The organism is Tamlana sp. I1 (assembly GCF_015355625.1).
Classification (GTDB): domain Bacteria; phylum Bacteroidota; class Bacteroidia; order Flavobacteriales; family Flavobacteriaceae; genus Pseudotamlana.
Genome location: NZ_JACLAF010000003.1, coordinates 214,996 through 233,565, shown reverse-complemented (window position 1 = coordinate 233,565; position 18,570 = coordinate 214,996). Strand labels below are relative to the sequence as shown.

12 protein-coding genes and 1 tRNA gene are annotated in these 18,570 nt (G+C 35.7%); 7 read left to right on the top strand and 6 right to left on the bottom strand.

Annotated features, from left to right (window positions below):
• Positions 1-209 precede the first annotated feature (209 nt).
• The 3 genes from H6X70_RS03845 (at position 210) to H6X70_RS03835 (ending at position 2,123) form a co-directional block, all read left to right on the top strand.
• The gene (locus tag H6X70_RS03845) at positions 210-914 is read left to right on the top strand and encodes a FadR/GntR family transcriptional regulator (protein WP_194766357.1); all 705 of its coding nucleotides are present in this window, start codon (positions 210-212) and stop codon (positions 912-914) included.
• A 550-nt stretch (positions 915-1,464) separates the two neighbouring features.
• Positions 1,465-1,761, top strand: coding sequence for a type II toxin-antitoxin system HigB family toxin (locus H6X70_RS03840; protein ID WP_194766356.1), 297 nt, complete (start codon positions 1,465-1,467; stop codon positions 1,759-1,761).
• Between the two features lie 2 nt (positions 1,762-1,763).
• Positions 1,764-2,123 carry a type II toxin-antitoxin system HigA family antitoxin gene (locus H6X70_RS03835; RefSeq protein WP_194766355.1) on the top strand — a complete coding sequence of 120 codons (360 nt, stop codon included), beginning with the start codon at positions 1,764-1,766 and terminating at the stop codon, positions 2,121-2,123.
• A 414-nt stretch (positions 2,124-2,537) separates the two neighbouring features.
• Here H6X70_RS03835 and H6X70_RS03830 read toward each other — a convergent pair whose 3' ends face one another.
• The 4 genes from H6X70_RS03830 to mce form a co-directional block, all read right to left on the bottom strand.
• Complete coding sequence (locus tag H6X70_RS03830; RefSeq protein ID WP_194766354.1) at positions 2,538-3,800, bottom strand: type II toxin-antitoxin system HipA family toxin; 1,263 nt, start codon at positions 3,798-3,800, stop codon at positions 2,538-2,540.
• Between the two features lie 2 nt (positions 3,801-3,802).
• Positions 3,803-4,138 (bottom strand): helix-turn-helix transcriptional regulator, encoded by a 336-nt coding sequence (locus H6X70_RS03825; RefSeq protein WP_228530247.1) that lies wholly within the window; start codon positions 4,136-4,138, stop codon positions 3,803-3,805.
• A 378-nt stretch (positions 4,139-4,516) separates the two neighbouring features.
• Positions 4,517-4,590 (bottom strand) — tRNA-Ile (locus tag H6X70_RS03820).
• A 49-nt stretch (positions 4,591-4,639) separates the two neighbouring features.
• Complete coding sequence (gene mce / locus H6X70_RS03815; protein WP_194766353.1) at positions 4,640-5,044, bottom strand: methylmalonyl-CoA epimerase; 405 nt, start codon at positions 5,042-5,044, stop codon at positions 4,640-4,642.
• A 159-nt stretch (positions 5,045-5,203) separates the two neighbouring features.
• Between mce and rbfA the strand changes: the two genes are divergently transcribed.
• The 3 genes from rbfA (at position 5,204) to H6X70_RS03800 (ending at position 8,772) form a co-directional block, all read left to right on the top strand.
• Positions 5,204-5,602, top strand: coding sequence for a 30S ribosome-binding factor RbfA (rbfA, locus tag H6X70_RS03810; RefSeq protein ID WP_194766352.1), 399 nt, complete (start codon positions 5,204-5,206; stop codon positions 5,600-5,602).
• An 86-nt stretch (positions 5,603-5,688) separates the two neighbouring features.
• Positions 5,689-6,897, top strand: a complete 1,209-nt coding sequence (locus tag H6X70_RS03805) for an ABC transporter permease (protein WP_194766351.1) — start codon at positions 5,689-5,691, stop codon at positions 6,895-6,897.
• Between the two features lie 888 nt (positions 6,898-7,785).
• Entirely contained in the window at positions 7,786-8,772 is a 987-nt protein-coding gene (locus H6X70_RS03800; RefSeq protein WP_194766350.1) for a UDP-glucuronic acid decarboxylase family protein, read from the top strand.
• Positions 8,773-9,986: 1,214 nt separating this feature from the next.
• Here the strand turns inward: H6X70_RS03800 and H6X70_RS03795 are convergent.
• Together H6X70_RS03795 and H6X70_RS03790 are read right to left on the bottom strand one after the other, a co-directional pair.
• The gene (locus H6X70_RS03795; RefSeq protein ID WP_194766349.1) at positions 9,987-10,799 is read right to left on the bottom strand and encodes a PorP/SprF family type IX secretion system membrane protein; all 813 of its coding nucleotides are present in this window, start codon (positions 10,797-10,799) and stop codon (positions 9,987-9,989) included.
• Positions 10,800-10,802: 3 nt separating this feature from the next.
• Entirely contained in the window at positions 10,803-16,880 is a 6,078-nt protein-coding gene (locus H6X70_RS03790) for a BspA family leucine-rich repeat surface protein (RefSeq protein ID WP_194766348.1), read from the bottom strand.
• A 341-nt stretch (positions 16,881-17,221) separates the two neighbouring features.
• On the opposite strand from H6X70_RS03790, the gene H6X70_RS03785 reads away from it, so the two are divergent.
• Entirely contained in the window at positions 17,222-18,487 is a 1,266-nt protein-coding gene (locus H6X70_RS03785) for a cellulase family glycosylhydrolase (RefSeq protein WP_194766347.1), read from the top strand.
• Positions 18,488-18,570: the final 83 nt, after the last annotated feature.

The window sequence follows — 18,570 nt, the reverse complement described above, 5'->3', positions numbered from 1 at the left end:
TAATACTAAACACTAATTCCAATCATTTCAAATTTTGTTTATTTTGATTGGAGTTAGTTCCTGTTTAAAGTCTCTTACCGGCTATTTTTAGCCGGTAGAGTCTTTAATTGTTACTCATTAAATTAGTGTCTGCTATCTAGCTTAACATATAATTTACACCACTTTCCAACCTACATGATTAGCCTTATTAATGATTAAGTATTTTACAAATGAAGTTAGAACCACTAACCAATAATGAAAATCTCGAACTTCAAAATGATATTATTTCTAAAATTCAAGAATTAATAAATTTTAAAAATTTAGAACCAGGCGACAAACTGCCTTCGGAACGCATGTTATCCGATAAATTTGGAGTAAGTAGAACCAGTGTACGCGAAGCCATACATAAACTGGAATTTTATGGCATATTAATGTCTAAGCCACAAAGTGGCACTTTTGTAGCAGATATAGGTCAAATTGCCATGAATGGCATGATGGAAGACATTCGTAGGTTAGACGAACCCGATTTTAAATCGTTGGTAGAAACTAGAATTCTTCTCGAATTAAATGCAGTGACTTTAGCAGCAAAACGACGAAAAAATTCCGATTTAAAAAAAATGGCTCATGCTCTAGAAGCTTACAGTGAAAAAGTACTTAATAAGGAAGATGCTGTTCAAGAAGATTTGTTATTTCATTTAACTATTGCCCAAGCGAGTGGAAATAGTACCATAAATAGAATGATGCTTATTATTACTCCAGAAATAATTACCAATTTCGAAAAGCATCATGTATGTCCTAAAGATAGAAGTAGTAGAGATTTACAAGAGCACCAAGGTATTTTTCAAGCCATAAAAGAACAAGATCCAGAAAAAGCAAAAGAGCTAATGAAAAGTCACTTTAGCGCTTTGTATCAGTATTGTTATAACATAGACTAAGTAATACGGTAATAATTTACAGTATACCCTTCTCTAATAGTTTTATAAAATTATTCTACAGTCTATAAAACGGGTTAATTACTAATGCCATGCTCTTAATTTATATGGTATTTTTGGTGGGTGTTAAAAAATAAGATTCGATTTTTTTAAGTCTTTATCCACTTTTTAACTTCAGATTCATAAAATATTTTCAATAAAAAAGCCTCACAAACATAATGTTTACAAGGCTTTTGTGGTTTTTAGTGGTGGTCTTAGCTATCAGTATTGCAATCAAACCCTGAAAATGTTTGAAAAACTTCAATATAAGTACCATACTACTCTGAAATTCGACGAAGTCTTTATTAATTATCAAAGTTTATAGCGCTATTAGAAGGTGAACGTACGCCATTCTTAAGACATAAAATTAAAACGGATTTTATAAATATCTATGAATAGAAAAAGAGCAACAGGTATTGGTAGTTTTTAAAAACGATTTTTAAATAACATAAAACAAAATTTTGTTTTAAAATTCAAAATTCAATATTATCTTTGTGATCATAATGTATAAATAATGCGTATTGTAACTTATAAACGAATACAAGCGTTTTCAATAAAACACGCCGATGCAGAAACGTCTTTAAATGTTTGGTATCATACCACAAGTGCTAAATCTTGGAAAAACCTACATGATATAAGACAAACTTTTAATAATGTAGATTATGTGGGTAATAATAGGTATGTATTTAATATAAAAGGTAACGATTACAGGTTAGTGGCTATTATTTCTTTTAACGCTCAAAAAGTATACATATGTTTTATTGGTACACATGCGGAATATGATAAAATTACCGATATTAAAAACATTTAGCTATGATACAGACAGAAAAGCAATATAACGTTATTTTAGCTCGTATAGAGGAGCTTTTACAAGACTCTAATAACATAGAAAGTCAAAACGCCAAAGGTTATGTGGAGCTCAATATTTTATCTGACCTTGTTGCCGATTACGAAGAACAAAACTTTCCTGTTAATAAACCATCATTAACAGAAGTTATAAAAATGCGTATGGTAGAATTGGGATTAAACCAAAAACGTCTTTCCGAACTTTTAGGTGTGAGTACTTCAAGAGTTAGTGAATACTTAACAGGCAAAAGTGAACCTACTCTAAAAGTAGCAAGAGAAATAAGTAAAAAATTAAGTATTGAGCCGTCTATTGTATTAGGTGTGTAATTTTATGTTGAAAACTTCACGTGATAGAGGTTGTCGAAACAGTAAGTAAAATTTGATTTGTCTGGTTGTCGATACCGATATTGATTAGCAATAAGTTTATGACATCTGGTCTACTTTTTAGGTAGCCTCTTTTGTTTAATATTACAAGTCAGATAGATTTCCTGTTAAAGTTCATTTTATCACCCTGTCAAGCACTCTTGAAACAATAAAAAAGCCTCACAAACATAATGTTTACAAGGCTTTTGTGGTTTTTAGTGTTGGTCTTAGCTGGAGTAAACAAGGTTTTTAATAAAAAAGATACATTTTCCACTAATAATCAAATTGTTATAGATTAATTTAAATAAGTTTTAATTTTACCCCAACATACAGCGGTAAAAAAGGGTCTTAGCTCATAAACCTTGTTTTCATCAAAGACTAGCCCTCTATCCTTATAAACGCAGAAGCTTTTAATTCTTGTTCTCTTCTATACAAACCATATTTGTTAGCTATTACCTTCCAATTACTTACAACTTGAGTTATTTGGTTTATTATTTGTGATGCCTCTGCTTCTTCTATCCTAAAATAAGCAGCCACTTCTAAAGCTAAATCAAGATCTAAAGCATTATCATCTTCAGAAATATTTAATTTTAAACCCGTTCCCGTTTCTACTGGATTTATGTCATAGGCTGGTGATAAAATCCAACCCTTGTCTGTTAATAGAAAACCGTGATTTCTTAAGTGATCGTCGGTATTCGACACGCAAATACTAAAAACAATTCTTCGCCATAGTTGTTTTAAATCCTTGTCAGGGCTTGCGCCATGCTTCGTGATAAAATCCACCAATTCTAGATAGCTAGCTCCCGAGGAAGCATCTGTGCCATCGGTATAGCCTAATAGGGTCATTGCTGATGCAAAATGAATTCTTTCACCCGCATTAGTTCTATCAAAACGCTTTGTTAAAAATGTATGTTGGTTGCTACTAAATTTTTCAGCTTGAGAGTCCGCCATTATAATTCCAGACTGAATGGCTAATTCGTAAGTTACCATTTCCCATCCACCAATATCATCGTCGTCATTTTTACTTGGGAATTTAGCAATCCATAAATGACCATCGTTATCAAGTACACTTGCTTTTGGTCTTGCGCCACCTAAAGAAGAACCAGGAGAAACCAACATTTGTAACCACTTTAAATAATCGGGATCATCCAGACTATCATCATCTTCTAAACGCAGGCTTATTTGCTCCAATTCCCTTATTGATGTCCATGGTGGACTTGCTAACGCTTTATTATCATTTAAAAAAGGGCCTTCTTTATCCAATTTAAAACGTAAAGCCCCCATTCTATGTCCATCAAAAACGCCTAATAAAAAATCTGTTTCGAATAATTTATCTGCTCTTCTTTCTTCTTTTCTAGCTAGTGCCGCTTCTCTTCTTTTCATAAGCACTCTTCCCCAACGATCTGGAGAAGAATCTAAAAACAAGCCGAAATTAGACTTTTCATCATGCAAATATTGTACACCTTCAAACAAGTCTAAATCTGGATCAAGCTGATAGGCATAATCGGATTGTAACCAATCATTATGATAAGCGAAAGAAAAAATTTCTTTCCCCCTTAAAGTCTCTGAATATAATGTACCAACTAATACAGGAGCACCTAACTCCAGCCAATCGGCATAAACATATATAGTCCGTTTCATTTTTAGCTTCTTTTTGGAGCACGCTCTTTAGTTGTTAAACCAATATCTTGCAGTTTTCGACCTAGAACATCATCTTTTGCTATGTGTAAAACGTCCTTTTCCAAACCAAGTACATTTAAAACTTTAATGTAAATACCGATACTAACAGAGCTTTTTCCTTTCTCGATGGAATATAGCGTTTTTCTACTAGTACCTGCCCGTTCCGCAACTTGATCTGTACTTAGTTTTCGTCTTAGACGTGCTAATTTTATTTGCTCGCCCATTTCTTCCAATAAACGCTCTAGCTTTGGTAATAATACTGAATTATTTTTAGACATAACGTGTAATATATAACACAAATATACCTATTTTGAGTAATATATTACACGTTATAGTCCTAATATTTAATCAAGGAATGAGAAACTGCTTATAAAAATAATATAGAAGATATAGAATATGTGACTTCACCAGGTCTTATTATTTCCCAAAATTAAGTCTAGTAAAAATTTGAACACGAAAAACATTAAATAAGCGCATTAGAGATCTCTCAGAAATTTGAAGCCTTATAACAAGTCCTGTAAACAAAATAGCCTCACAAACATAATGTTTACAAGGCTTTTGTGATTTTTTTGTGGTGCTCCCATCTGGGCTTTCCGCTAAAATAGCGGGATAAACTTCAAACCCAGGATTTGTTCCAAAAAAAAGCCCAAACTACATTTGTAATTTAGGCTTTAAGGTGGTCCCACCTGGGCTCGAACCAGGGACTTTCTGATTATGAGTCAGATACTCTAACCAACTGAGTTATAGGACCGAAATTGGAGTGCAATATTACCACTTATTTTAATTTCTACCAAGAAAAATTATGGCTTTATCTCCTGGCATAGTTCAATTAAAACACTGTTGGTAGTTTTAGGATGTAAAAAGGCAACTAGTTTATTGTCGGCACCCAATTTGGGGCTGTCATTAAGCACCGTGAAACCTTCATTTTTAAGTCGCTCAATTTCAGATAAAAGGTCTGTTACTTCAAAAGCAATATGATGAATACCCTCACCGTTTTTATCTAAAAATTTGGAAATCGGACTGGTTTCTGAGATCGCTTCAAGCAACTCAATTTTATTTTCACCTACCTTAAAAAAAGAGGTTTTTACGCCTTCACTCGCTACGGTTTCTGTTTTATAAGGTGGCGCCCCAAAAAGTTTGGAGAATAAAACATTCGATGCTTCAAGGCTTTTAACCGCAATACCTATATGTTCTATATTTTTCATGATCATAGTCTTTTTCATACTCTTGAAGAAGCGTGTCTTTTTAAATCCAACCTAAATTCATCCATCAAATTACGAAATTAAGCCTCTAAAAGTAACATAATCTTTAAATATCCGTATTTTTGCATTCTAAACCCCTTAACGGGTTATAATTTTTATACTGTGGAAGAAGAAAGTCAAAGACAAAAAAAAATAGGAACGGTTTTACAAAACGATTTAGTTGAAGTATTACAAGGCGCCGCTACACAAGGTGGTATGCGTGGTGTTTTAATTTCTGTATCGAAGGTAAAAGTCACGGTAGACTTATCGGTTGCAAAAGTGTATTTAAGCATTTTTCCTAACAATAAAGCCAAAGAACTTCTTGAAGGTATAAAATCTAACACCCCTTTAATTCGTCATGAAGTAGCGCAACGTACTAAAAATCAATTAAGACGTATGCCGCATTTAGAGTTTTTTATAGACGATTCTTTAGAGTATATCGACAAAATTGAAAAATCTTTAAAAGGCGAAGAAAACCCTATTAAAGACCCTTCAATTTTAGATAAAAGGAAAAAATCCTAATTTTTTCGCCAATTTAGAACCCTTAATTTTTATTATCGCGTTATCAGAACATTCATTAATCACTATTTTTTTATAATATTAGCGTTATGAATGTGTCTTTATATATAGCAAAACGGTATTTACGCTCTAAAAGCACAAATAATGCTATAAATTTCATCACCTATATCGCTATTATTGGCGTTATTTTAGGTGCCGCATCCTTATTTATTGTACTTTCTGGTTTTGCCGGTTTAAAAGATTTTACACTACAGTTTACAAGTGTAGTCGACCCCGATTTAAAAGCTGAATCGGCCGCAGGGAAATCCTTTTTCCTAAACGACAGCACGATTGAAAAGCTAAATAACTTAGACGATATTGCTTTTTATTCCAAAACCATCGAAGAACGTATTATCATAGAATCGCGCGATAAAAACGCTTTGGCTGTAATAAAAGGAGTCGATGAAAATTTCGAAAAAGTAGTGAGCATCGATTCTGTTATCGAAGATCCCGGAAGCTGGTTGTCACAAAAAACCAATCAAATTGTAATAGGTTGGGGCATTTCAAACAGTTTGTCGCTAGGAGTTTTAGATTTTTCAAAACCCATAAACCTCTATGTTCCCAAACCAGGAACAGGACAAATAACCTCGGCAAAAACAGCATTTAACTCAGTAAAAGCCTTTAATGTAGGCATCTTTTTTATAAACGAAGATTTAAACGAAACTTACGTTTTTGCGCCTATCGATTTGGCAAAAAAACTATTAAATTATAAAGACAATCAAATTTCATCCATAGAATTTAAGCTTAAAGACGGCTATAATGTTGAAGAATCTCGTGTAAAAATTCAAAAAATATTAGGCGATAACGTTATTTTAAAAAACCGTGCCCAATTAAACGATGCGCTTTACAAAATGCTAAACACCGAAAATTTAGCCGTTTATCTCATTTTTACCCTAGTATTAATTATCGCTTGTTTTAATGTAATTGGCTCATTAATCATGATGATGTTAGACAAAAAACAAAGCCTTTCCACCCTATATAATATTGGAGCAACCCTTAAAGACATTCGAAAAATATTCTTTCTTCAAGGCAGTTTAATGAGTGTTATTGGCGGAATAATAGGCTTGATAGTAGCTGTAATTGTCGTTTTAATACAGCAACATTTTAGCCTACTCATGATTACTCCAACACTCGCATACCCTGTAGCCATAGAGGTTGAAAACTTTTTCATTGTATTTTTTACCATATCTGTATTAGGTATAATCGCCTCGAAAATCGCCTCGGTACGCATTACAGAATCTTTAATTCAAAACATATAATTTGGGCAAGTTGCCATGAAAAATGGCAAACAGGCTTTCGCAACTCGCTCTCTGCGAGGAGCTCAAACAAATTGCTCAATCCTTCTTGCGGGCGTATTTGCTAAGTTCGTTTTTATTTGCTACAAAGGGCTATTCTAGGTTTTAACCGTATTTGAGAGTCGTCGAGAATCAAAATTTATGATTTAAAAAAATTAAACCCCTTCCTTTATTCCCACTTTTTTAGGAGGGAAACTGTTTTCCTTCTTTAGAAATAATATTAGCACGTTCTAGTTTCCACTCTAAAATGAGGGGACTAAGGGGTGTGTTAGTAACAATTTTATTATCAGGTATTTAAAGCGATATTGAAACATCTTTTTTTTGAATTACTGAAATATGAAGCGATATTCACCTGTAATTTACAGGTTCTCGACTGCGCTCGAACACCCTAATATTGAAGCTTTAAATTCAACTTCATATTCTAACCTCAAAAATAGGGTCTTCGAGCGGCGTCGAGAAGTACACTTTAAACTTGTTGTTTTACGTCACCCTGAATTTATTTCAGGGGTCTCAAAAGAACATAGTACTTTTATGTAATTGCTCTGTCATCCGACGCTCGGAGGAAACACAAAGCAGTGTGTATATATATTTCATTGAGTTACGTTCTAATTAGAACGACACAGGTTTTTGTCACATAGAAGGAGTACGGCTAAAGTATCTTAGTTTTAGGTTAGAAGATTCTTCAGTTTCGCTGCACAGGTTCTGAATGACAGTTTAAAATATTGTAGTGATTTAAAATGAAGAGGCTAGCTTATTTCATGTGACGAAGATTACTAAAAAAGAAGCGATAACTTTGAAGTAATTCCATTAAATTTGCTAGGAGATAAAGTTAAAAAATTAAAAACGAGGCCATTGAAAAAAGTTTTAATCACAGGAGCAGCAGGATTTTTAGGATCACATTTATGCGATCGATTTATTAATGAAGGTTATTCCGTTATAGGAATGGATAACTTTATTACTGGAGACGAAAAGAATCTTGTTCATTTAGAAAACCACCCCAATTTTCAATTTATTAACCATGATGTTACGGAGTTTGTATCTATTGAAGGCGATTTAGATTATATTCTTCATTTTGCCTCACCAGCAAGTCCTATTGATTATTTAAAAATCCCTATTCAAACCCTAAAAGTAGGTTCGTTAGGAACGCATAATTTATTAGGGTTAGCCAAAGCTAAAGGAGCAAGAATTCTTATTGCTTCTACTTCCGAAGTATATGGCGATCCATTGGTACATCCTCAGACTGAAGATTATTATGGTAACGTAAATACTATAGGGCCACGCGGGGTTTATGATGAAGCCAAGCGTTTCCAAGAGTCTATCACGATGGCTTACCATCGTTTTCATGGCTTAGAAACCCGTATTGTTCGCATATTTAATACATATGGGCCTAGAATGCGTCTGAATGATGGTCGAGTTATCCCTGCATTTATGGGGCAAGCACTAAGAGGGGAGGACTTAACTATTTTTGGAGATGGTTCGCAAACCCGATCGTTTTGTTATGTAGACGATCAGGTGGAAGGGATTTATAGACTGCTATTAAGTGATTATGCAGAACCCGTGAATATTGGTAACCCTCACGAAATAACCATAAAAGAATTCGCAGAAGAGATTATAAAGTTAACTGGGACGACTCAAAAAGTAATCTACCAGGACTTGCCTATAAACGACCCTTTGCAAAGACAGCCAGATATTAGTTTAGCTAAAAAATTATTAGGTTGGGTTCCTAAAGTAGATAGATCTGAAGGCATGAAAATTACTTTTGATTATTTTAAAAGTTTAACTGAAGAAGAGCTTTATAAAAGTGAACATAAGGATTTTAAAAGTCATATAAAGGTATAGTGGATTTATAAAAAAAAACAGATATTCAGGGTCTATAAAGTCGCTCTTTGGGTTTATAGATTTAGATAGGGTCTTCGAGCGGCGTCGAGAAGTAAATTTTGAACCGTAATTATAAGTTCTCGACTTCGCTCGAACACCATTTTATTGAATACTTTAGGCTATTTAAGTAATAAAAAATGTAGTCGTTATAGAACACCTCCCTTAATCCCTCCTTTGTAGGAGGGAAACTGTTACGTTTGAGTTTATTCGCTAGAAATCGGGAGCTAAGAGGCGTGTTGAAAGTGTGTTGACTTGAAAATAGTTATAAGGTCATGAAGTTAGAAAGTAAGGAGAGATTCTGTAGCCTCAGCCAACATTCTTGGTTTTATTTGAGTGAACATATTGCTATAAGCGGTTGTTTTTTGCTGTTTTTTTGTTATTGATGGAGTCTTCGAGTTGAGTCGAGAAGTACACTTTAAACTTGTTGTTTTTACGTTACCCTGAATTTATTTCAGGGTCTTACAAGAACAGAATACTTTTTATGTAATAGCTCTGTCCGACGTTAGGAGGAATCTCAAAGTAGTGTATGGTGATGATTCATTGTGTAATGCACTAATTAGTAAGACATAGTGTTTTGTTATACAGAAGGAGTACGACTTAAGTATCTTAGTTTTAGGTTACAAGATACTTCACTTTCGCTACGCACGTTCTGATAATAGTTAGAATTTTTTTATCGTAATTTTAAGTTCTAAACTACTCCAAAACAAGTTTAAAGTTAAAGATTTTAAACACTCCCTAAATTTTGATGATATACACAGGCCTATTCGAGGCAGTCTAGCAAGTTCTAATAATAGGGTGTTAGAGTATAGTCGAGAACATTCACGTTTGAATCAAACTGTCTGTTATTTTCATTCATACAGTTTAAATGGTTACTTGATTCGCAATCTCAATTAAAATAACCTTCTCGACGCCGCTCGAAGACCATTACCTTTAGACTTTAGAATATGAAATTAAATTTAAGGATTGAATATCAAGGTGTTCGAACGTATAAAACATTTTCTTAAAAATAGGAAACGTTAGCACAACAGTTTCCCTCCTAAAAAGGAGGGATTAAGGGAGGTGTTTTAATCCAATTACCCCCCAGCAACTATTAAAACTCCCTATCCTCCCTATCAAAATTAGGTTTCTTATTTCTTATAAAAGTGACACTCTAACTTTGTCTGTTGTACATTTTTTTATTTACTATACTTCATAAATCCATCGCCAAAACGGTAGCTTAAAACAATACCGTGTGTGTTATTAATGGGCGTGTTTTTTAGTGTTACGTTATAATTATAAATAAATCTTAAGTGGTTAGTAACACGAAAACCTACTAAGCAATTAAGCGAGGCGTTGGTTTTATAGCCGAGTCCGAATTCAACTTTATTCTCATAATTAAAAGTAGCATTGAGCTCAACCTGTAGCGGTGCACCTGCTTCATATTTAAATAACATACTGGGTTTAATTAATACGCGAACAAACAGGCGTTCGCGGTTATATAGCACCCCAATCCCTAAAGTGGGCATGGTGGCGTTAACATTATTAGCAAACTCGTTATCGTTTGTAATGCCTAATGCGGTTAAATTTTCATCGTATTTGGTTAGGCCACCTGTAATTCCGAAAGACAACACACTTGGGTTGTAGTTCCACCAACGTCCGCCTCTCTGGTCGTCATCTAAATTTATTTTATAGGCATAAGCACCAAATAAACTTGTGGTACGTGTAACCCCTACCTGATCGCTATACACACCTGCCCCTAAGCCAACACGCCTTAACCCCATAGGCGTGTTAACTGTTATACCAATATTCCGCGGACTCCCTTCAATGTTATTGAAGTACCCCAAGTTTGTCATGGTAATATCGGTATCGGGATAGAACCCAGCATGCGCCGGATTTATTATAACCGTATTATAATTATAGTTGGTAAAAACAGGTGTTTGCTGAGCAAAAACGGAACAAATCATGCCTCCTGACAACATAAACACCATTATTTTTATAAATTCTTTCATAAATTAACGCTTTAAAACAAGGAAGCCTGTTTCTTTTTTTAAATGGTGCTGACCTTCTATTTTGATGTTGAAAAAGTAAGTGCCTTCAGGTAGAGCATCGGCACCTAGTTGGCGCTTTCGGTTGGCAATACCTCTAAATACCTTACTGCTGTTATTGTAGCCTTCGGTTTCAAAAACCAAATCGCCCCAACGGTTGAAAATGGATACTTTATTTTTAGGATATTGTTCTATACCGTGAATTTCCCAATAATCGTTAACACCATCGCCATTTGGTGAAAAACCGTATTTAGTTTCATCTTCTTGTTTTTTAATAACGTATACCGTAACCGTATCTTCTACAGTACAACCTTGGTTGCTCGTGTAATAAACCGTATACGATGTAGTTTCGGTTGGCGTAGCAATTGGGTTTAAAATATCGACATTACTTAAGCCTGTACTAGGATACCAAACCACACTACCAATATTAGAAACCAAAGCCTCCAATTGAGCGGCTTCCCCTTGTTCAATCTCAACATCGGTTCCTGCATCTATAGTGCAAACAAGCTCCTCTTCGTCTTCATCTGACAAAATAGTAACCTGAAAACTACAGCTAACTGTATTTCCTGAAGTATCGGAAATCTCGAACGTGTTTGTTGTTACCCCTATAGGAAATTCGGCTCCCGAAGGCAATCCCTCAATTTGCGTTGTCGTGGTAGCCGAACAATTGTCGGTTCCTACTGGAGCGGCATACGTTACCATAGCTGTTTGCATATTTGCAGCTACGTATTGAGAGAAATCTGAAACGCAATTTACCGTTGGATTTGTGGTATCGTTTATTGTGATGATTTGTTCTACATCTATAAAATTTCCTGCTGCATCCTCTACACGATAAGTTCTTGTGATGATTTCTGGATTGGTATTGCCATCGCTTACATCACTGATGAAGGTCACAATTGGAGTACTACAATTATCGGAAGAATCATCAATTACTGAAATATCTGCTGAAGGCACATCGCCAGAACATTCTACATGAATTGAAGCTGGCGTGCTTGCCGTTGGATTTGTGGTATCATTGATGCTGATGATTTGTTCTACATCAATTGAATTCCCTGCAGCATCCTCTACACGATAAGTTCTTGTGATGGTTTCTGGATTACTGTTGCCATCGCTAACATCACTAATGAAGGTTACAATTGGAGTACTACAATTATCTGAAGCATCTTTTATTACTGAAATATCTGCTGAAGGCACATCGCCAGAACATTGTACATTAATTGAAGCTGGCGTACTTGCTGTTGGATTTGTGGTGTCGTTTATAGTAATGATTTGTGCAACATTTATAAAATTCCCTGCTGCATCCTCTACACGATAGGTTCTGGTGATGGTTTCCGGATTGGTATTACCATCGCTAACATCATTGATGAAAGTTACAGTTGGAGTGCTGCAATTATCGGAAGCATCATTAATTACTAAAATATCTGCTGAAGGTACATCGCCAGAACATTGTACATTAATTGAAGCAGGCGTACTTGCCGTTGGATTAGTGGTGTCATTGATGCTGATGATTTGTGCAACATCTATAAAATTTCCTGCAGCGTCTGTAACACGATAGGTTCTGGTGATGGTTTCTGGATTACTGTTGCCATCGCTAACATCACTAATGAAGGTTACAATTGGAGTACTACAATTATCTGAAGCATCTTTTATTACTGAAATATCTGCTGAAGGCACATCGCCAGAACATTGTACATTAATTGAAGCTGGCGTACTTGCTGTTGGATTTGTGGTGTCGTTTATAGTAATGATTTGTTCTAAATCAATTGAATTGCCTGCCGCATCAGTAACACGATAGGTTCTTGTGATGATTTCTGGATTGGTATTGCCATCGCTTACATCACTGATGAAGGTTACGGTTGGCATACTACAATTATCGGAAGCATCATTAATTACTAAAATATCTGCTGAAGGTACATCGCCAGAACATTGCACATGAATTGAAGCTGGTGTACTTGCCGTTGGATTAGTGGTGTCATTGATGCTGATGATTTGTGCAACATCTATAAAATTCCCTGCTGCATCCGTCACACGATAAGTTCTAGTGATGGTTTCCGGATTGGTATTACTATCGCTAACATCACTGATGAAGGTTACAGTTGGAGTGCTGCAATTATCGGAAGCATCATCAATTACTGAAATATCTGCTGAAGGCACATCGCCAGAACATTCTACATGAATTGAAGCGGGCGTGCTTGCCGTTGGATTTGTGGTATCGTTTATAGTTATGATTTGTGCAACATCTATAAAATTTCCTGCTGCGTCTGTAACACGATAAGTTCTTGTGATGGTTTCTGGATTATTGTTGCCATCGCTAACATCATTGATGAAAGTTACAGTTGGAGTGCTACAATTGTCGGAAGCATCACTAATTACTGAAATATCTACTGAAGGCACATCGCCGGTATCGTTTATTGTGATGATTTGTTCTACATCAATTGAATTTCCTGCTGCATCCTCTACATGATAAGTTCTTGTGATGGTTTCTGGATTGGTATTACCATCGCTAACATCATTGATGAAAGTTACAGTTGGAGTGCTACAATTGTCGGAAGCATCACTAATTACTGAAATATCTACTGAAGGCACATCGCCAGAACATTCTACATGAATTGAAGCGGGCGTGCTTGCCGTTGGATTTGTGGTGTCGTTTATAGTAATGATTTGTTCTAAATCAATTGAATTGCCTGCCGCATCAGTAACACGATAGGTTCTTGTGATGATTTCTGGATTGGTATTGCCATCGCTTACATCACTGATGAAGGTTACGGTTGGCATACTACAATTATCGGAAGCATCATTAATTACTAAAATATCTGCTGAAGGCACATCACTAGAACATTCTACATGAATTGAAGCTGGCGTACTTGCCGTCGGATTTGTGGTATCGTTGATGCTGATGATTTGTTCTACATTTATTGAATTTCCTGCTGAGTCCTCAATACGATAAGTTCTTGTGATGGTTTCCGGATTGGTATTGCTATCGCTAACATCGCTTACATAAGCAACTGTAGGTGCTATGCCACTATCATCGGCTTCATCGGTGACTACGTTAATGTCTGCCGCAGGAACATCCGCTAAACATTGTACGTTTACGGCTGCTGGGTTACTGGCCGTTGGATTTGTGGTATCTGTTAAAGTAATAGTGACATTAAAACTTTCCTCGGATGCACCACAACCTGTGCCTGGATCGTAAGCATATAGAGTTACAGGGTAGCTCGGAAAATCGGCGTAATTTAAGGCATCGCCAATTTCGTAAGCAGTTCCTGTACCGCCAGTTTGTGTATAATATTTTTGGTTTCCAGATAAATTTGTCCCTGCTATGGTTGGTAGGGTATAGCTATCGCCTTCATTTACATCTGTAATAGGTGTAATTGCTGCCGAGTTGACTTTACCTTTATCATAGATCGTCCACCCATAGGTGTCAATCATAGATTGACGCTCTGCTTCGGCTGTACAATATTTACTGTATCCGCCACGAAAATTTACTCCAGATTGTAAGGATTGGGCACTCCAAGCTTTTAGTGTAGCATCATAATTGGCAACAGATAAAGCATTTTCATTAAAAAAGTACGATAAATTGGTTGCATTTTGTATTTGCCAAGCGCCTAGGTTTTGATCAAAAGCCATAGCGTTATTAAATACAAAACTCAAATCGGTTAACTGAGAGACATCCCAAGAACTTACATCTTGATTAAAAGCATCAGTTGTGGAAAACATCCCATGAATGTATTTTAAACTATCAATATTCCAACCACCAATATCTTGATTGAAAGCCCTTGCTCCAGCAAACATATATCGCATATCTTCCACATTGCTAACATCCCAATTCGTTATATCACCGTTAAAGTCAAAAGTATAATTGAAAGTATTATACATACTACGCACGGCACTTACATCCCAAGTATTTAAATCCTGATTAAAAATGAGAGCACCAGAAAACAGAAATGCCATATTTTCTACAGTGCTTACATCCCAATTTGAAAGCGGTGCATTAAAAGAATTTGTGCCAGCAAACATAAAAGACAGGTCTGTAACCAGAGATAAATCTGGACTGTCTATAGCCAGATTGGTAATATTAAGATTGGTACATCCGTAAAAAGCACGATTCATAGAAGTCCATGCAATATCACCCCATTGCTCTATGGTTAATATTTTATCTTTATCCCCTGAATTATTAAAAAAAATTCTAGAAAAATCACCCGATATACTTACTGTATGCACCCCTGCTGTGGTATAAATATGACTTGCGTTTCCCGTTTGATTCGCATCTACTGTACCATCACCCCAATCAATTGTGTAGTTGTTCCCTAAACCTATAGTTGGAATAGTAATCGATTCATTAACTGTAGTGGTTTGCCAAGTGGTGATAAAGGGCGCTGTTGGTTCTGCTAAGGTTGTTACATTATCGCCACTAAAAATTTCGCCTTGGTTTCCTGCAGCGTCTTCTAAAAACAAGTACACATCATAAGTGGTATCTGGAGATAAGGATGAAATAACCTCTGAAATATCGGTATTTGCAGTATCCATTAAAAAACTACCATGCGCTACGGCTCCAGTTCCAGAAAGTATCGTGTTGTAGTTATTTACCGGAGCAGTTGTTACTGGAAAAATAGCATAATGAATGCTGCCTGTTTCCGGTCCATTAACCACAAAGGTAAAGCCTGAAGTGGTTACATTTCTAACCACATGTGTGGTTAAAGGGTTTGCATAATGATCGCCTCCAAAAATAACATAAACTGCGCCATCTGAAGTTGTAGCTCTATCTCCAAAAATAAAATCGGTAATGCCATCACCATTCAAGTCTCTACCGCCATCAATGGGTCTGCCAATATTTGAATTGCTAACAGGAATTCTAAACCCATTAGTGCCATCCAATGTCGTTGGATCAAAAGATGAAGGAAAACCAGCATCAGTTCCAAATACAACATAATCGCCAGCACCAGCTACAATAAAATCATCTATACCATCATTATTTATATCGCCCGTTGGAGCTGCACAAATAACATTATTTGCTAATACAAATCCATTAGTACCATTAAGGTCGCTAATGGCTAGTTTAGCAGAAAAAGGATTATTGGAACCAAAAATGATGTTACTTTCTGAAAAACAATCATCTATACCATCATTATTTACATCGCCAATGGGGCCAACAAATGTTATAAATGAATTTCCTGTATTATCAATTTGAAAACCGTCGGTTCCATCTACCGCTTCAATATCAACCAAAGCATCAAAAGGTGTATTTTTTCCAAATAAAGCATAACTCCATGGATCTGTTAAACTATTCCAACTCCCAATCAGCATGTCATTAATGCCATCGTTGTTAATATCACCTGCACCGCCTACCTTATAGGAGTCCCTACTTGTTGTAAAGTCACTTGTTCTAAATCCATTAATCCCATCTAACCAAGAGGAATTTATGGATGCAGGAAAATTACTGCTTCGCCCAAATACAATCCACGATTGCCCCGACCAATGTGGAGTGCCAATTATAAAATCATTAATACCATCATTATTAACATCGCCTAAAGCAGCAACTTGTTTACTCCCTGGAGCATCTATTAAAAAGCCATTGGTACCATTAATATCGTTTACAGTCATTTCTAAAGGAAAGGAAGTACGACCATAAATAACCATATTATTGGCAGTTGTATTACTCGTTCCTACAATTAAATCATCAATACCATCACCATTTATATCTCCAGGCCCAGCCACTGTAGAGCCTCTTCTTTCATCATAACCAATACTTTTTACAATAAACCCATTGGTGCCATTTAAAGACGTTAAATCAAAAGGATTAGCATAGCCAGTTGCAGACCCAAAGATAATGTATGCCCTTCCTGCTAAATCTAGACTGTTTACCGTTTCATCACCGTTACCAAGACAAAAATCTTCTAACCCATCGTTATTTATATCCCCAATAAATTGTATTTCAGCACCTAATTTAGCGCCTGTACTAAGTCCGGGAATAACAAAACCATTGGTACCATTTAATATATTGACATCAAAATTTGCTGGATAAAGCTGCTGAGACCAAGATATCATAGAAAAGAAATGACAGACAACAAGGAGTAACGTGAGTCTTAATGCCTGAATATTACGATGTAAACGCCTCATACTTGATTAAATAATTTGTTTTGGCAAAACTATTTATACCCGTTTTGGCATCCATCACTATAAATGGGGTTTTCCTTTAAGCATGACCCCCTGTTTATGGGGTGTTTTTGGCTTTGTGTTTTTACTTAATACAGCAAAAAGGATAAACCCTAAATAATTAAATACTAATGATTTAAACTAACAACAAAATACATTATAAAATATATTGCCACATACATGATGTAGTATTATATTTACACACTTATAATCCATTGAAACAACCCCCAAACATGAAACTAAATAAGAAGTCCCTATTTCTAACGCTACTAACACTAATTAATTTAATAGCGTTTTCGCAAACCCCTTATGGTGTTAATCTGGCTGGCGCCGATTTTGGCAACAACATGCCAGGAACTTATAGTGTAGACTACACCTACCCAAACGAAAGCGAATTGGAGTATTACCACAGCAAAGGCTTAAACTTAATTCGTTTACCCTTTAAATGGGAACGCATACAGCAAACCTTAAACGGAAATTTAGATACCGATGAATTGTCAAGAATGAAAACCGTTTTACAATTCGCTCAAGACAGAAATATGCAAGTCATTCTCGATTTACACAACTACTGCCGTTATAAATTAAATGGGAACGAAGTGCTAATTGGCTCAAGCAACCTAAGCATTGCGCACGTAAAAGATCTTTGGACAAAATTAGCCTTGGCGTTTAAAGATACCCCAAACCTTTACGGTTACGGCATTATGAACGAGCCACACGATTTGTTAGCAAACACCCCTTGGTTTAATATTGCCCAAGAAATTATTAATGGCATAAGAACTAAAGATGCCCAAACCAAAATAATTGTTGGTGGCGATAGTTGGAGTTCGGCAGAGCGTTGGATGCAGTATAGTGATAACCTAAAAAACCTTTCAGACCCTTCAAATAAGCTTGTTTTTGAAGCGCATGTGTATTTTGACAAAGACGCTTCTGGAACTTATCCAAATAGTTACGATGCCGATGGAGCTTATCCAAACATTGGCATAGACCGTGTTACGCCCTTTGTAAATTGGCTTCAAACAAATAATCTAAACGGATTTATTGGCGAGTACGGTGTACCTGCAAACGACAGCCGTTGGCTTACCGTACTTGATAATTTTTTAAACTACCTCAACCAAAATTGCATTAACGGCACCTATTGGGCAGGTGGCCCATGGTGGGGAAACTATATCCTGTCTGTTGAACCCAACGGGAATGTAGATAAACCACAAATGAGCATTTTAGAAAAGTATAAAACAACAGGTGCGGCTTGTCCGTCTTTAAGTAGCAATCTTATAAATAACCCAAATAACAATTATAAAATCTATCCGAATCCGTTTAAAGATTACTTAGTTATAAACGGATTACATGATGGCGATTTGGTTAATATTTACAGCATTCAAGGACGCTTAGTCGTTTCTAGTAGGTTGCAAAATGCTACAATTACCAATTTAAATGCTTTAACTTCGGGAGTGTATTTGGTAAAACACGAGCAGAACTTTATTGGTAAAATCATTAAGTAATCAGCCTTTATTTTAAAACATCAACCACATCACAAATTTGAATTAATTAATATATTTGCCCTGTTTTAATTTAACTTAAAAAT

What these genes read in the sequence shown, in the direction of transcription:
- H6X70_RS03790 (WP_194766348.1), bottom strand. Translation starts at nt 16,880, where the DNA reads ATGATATCTTGGTCTCAGCAGCTTTATCCAGCAAATTTTGATGTCAAT.
- H6X70_RS03795 (WP_194766349.1), bottom strand. Translation starts at nt 10,799, where the DNA reads ATGAAAGAATTTATAAAAATAATGGTGTTTATGTTGTCAGGAGGCATG.
- mce (WP_194766353.1), bottom strand. Translation starts at nt 5,044, where the DNA reads ATGAAAAATATAGAACATATAGGTATTGCGGTTAAAAGCCTTGAAGCA.
- H6X70_RS03785 (WP_194766347.1), top strand. Translation starts at nt 17,222, where the DNA reads ATGAAACTAAATAAGAAGTCCCTATTTCTAACGCTACTAACACTAATT.
- H6X70_RS03835 (WP_194766355.1), top strand. Translation starts at nt 1,764, where the DNA reads ATGATACAGACAGAAAAGCAATATAACGTTATTTTAGCTCGTATAGAG.
- H6X70_RS03830 (WP_194766354.1), bottom strand. Translation starts at nt 3,800, where the DNA reads ATGAAACGGACTATATATGTTTATGCCGATTGGCTGGAGTTAGGTGCT.
- H6X70_RS03845 (WP_194766357.1), top strand. Translation starts at nt 210, where the DNA reads ATGAAGTTAGAACCACTAACCAATAATGAAAATCTCGAACTTCAAAAT.
- H6X70_RS03805 (WP_194766351.1), top strand. Translation starts at nt 5,689, where the DNA reads ATGAATGTGTCTTTATATATAGCAAAACGGTATTTACGCTCTAAAAGC.
- H6X70_RS03840 (WP_194766356.1), top strand. Translation starts at nt 1,465, where the DNA reads ATGCGTATTGTAACTTATAAACGAATACAAGCGTTTTCAATAAAACAC.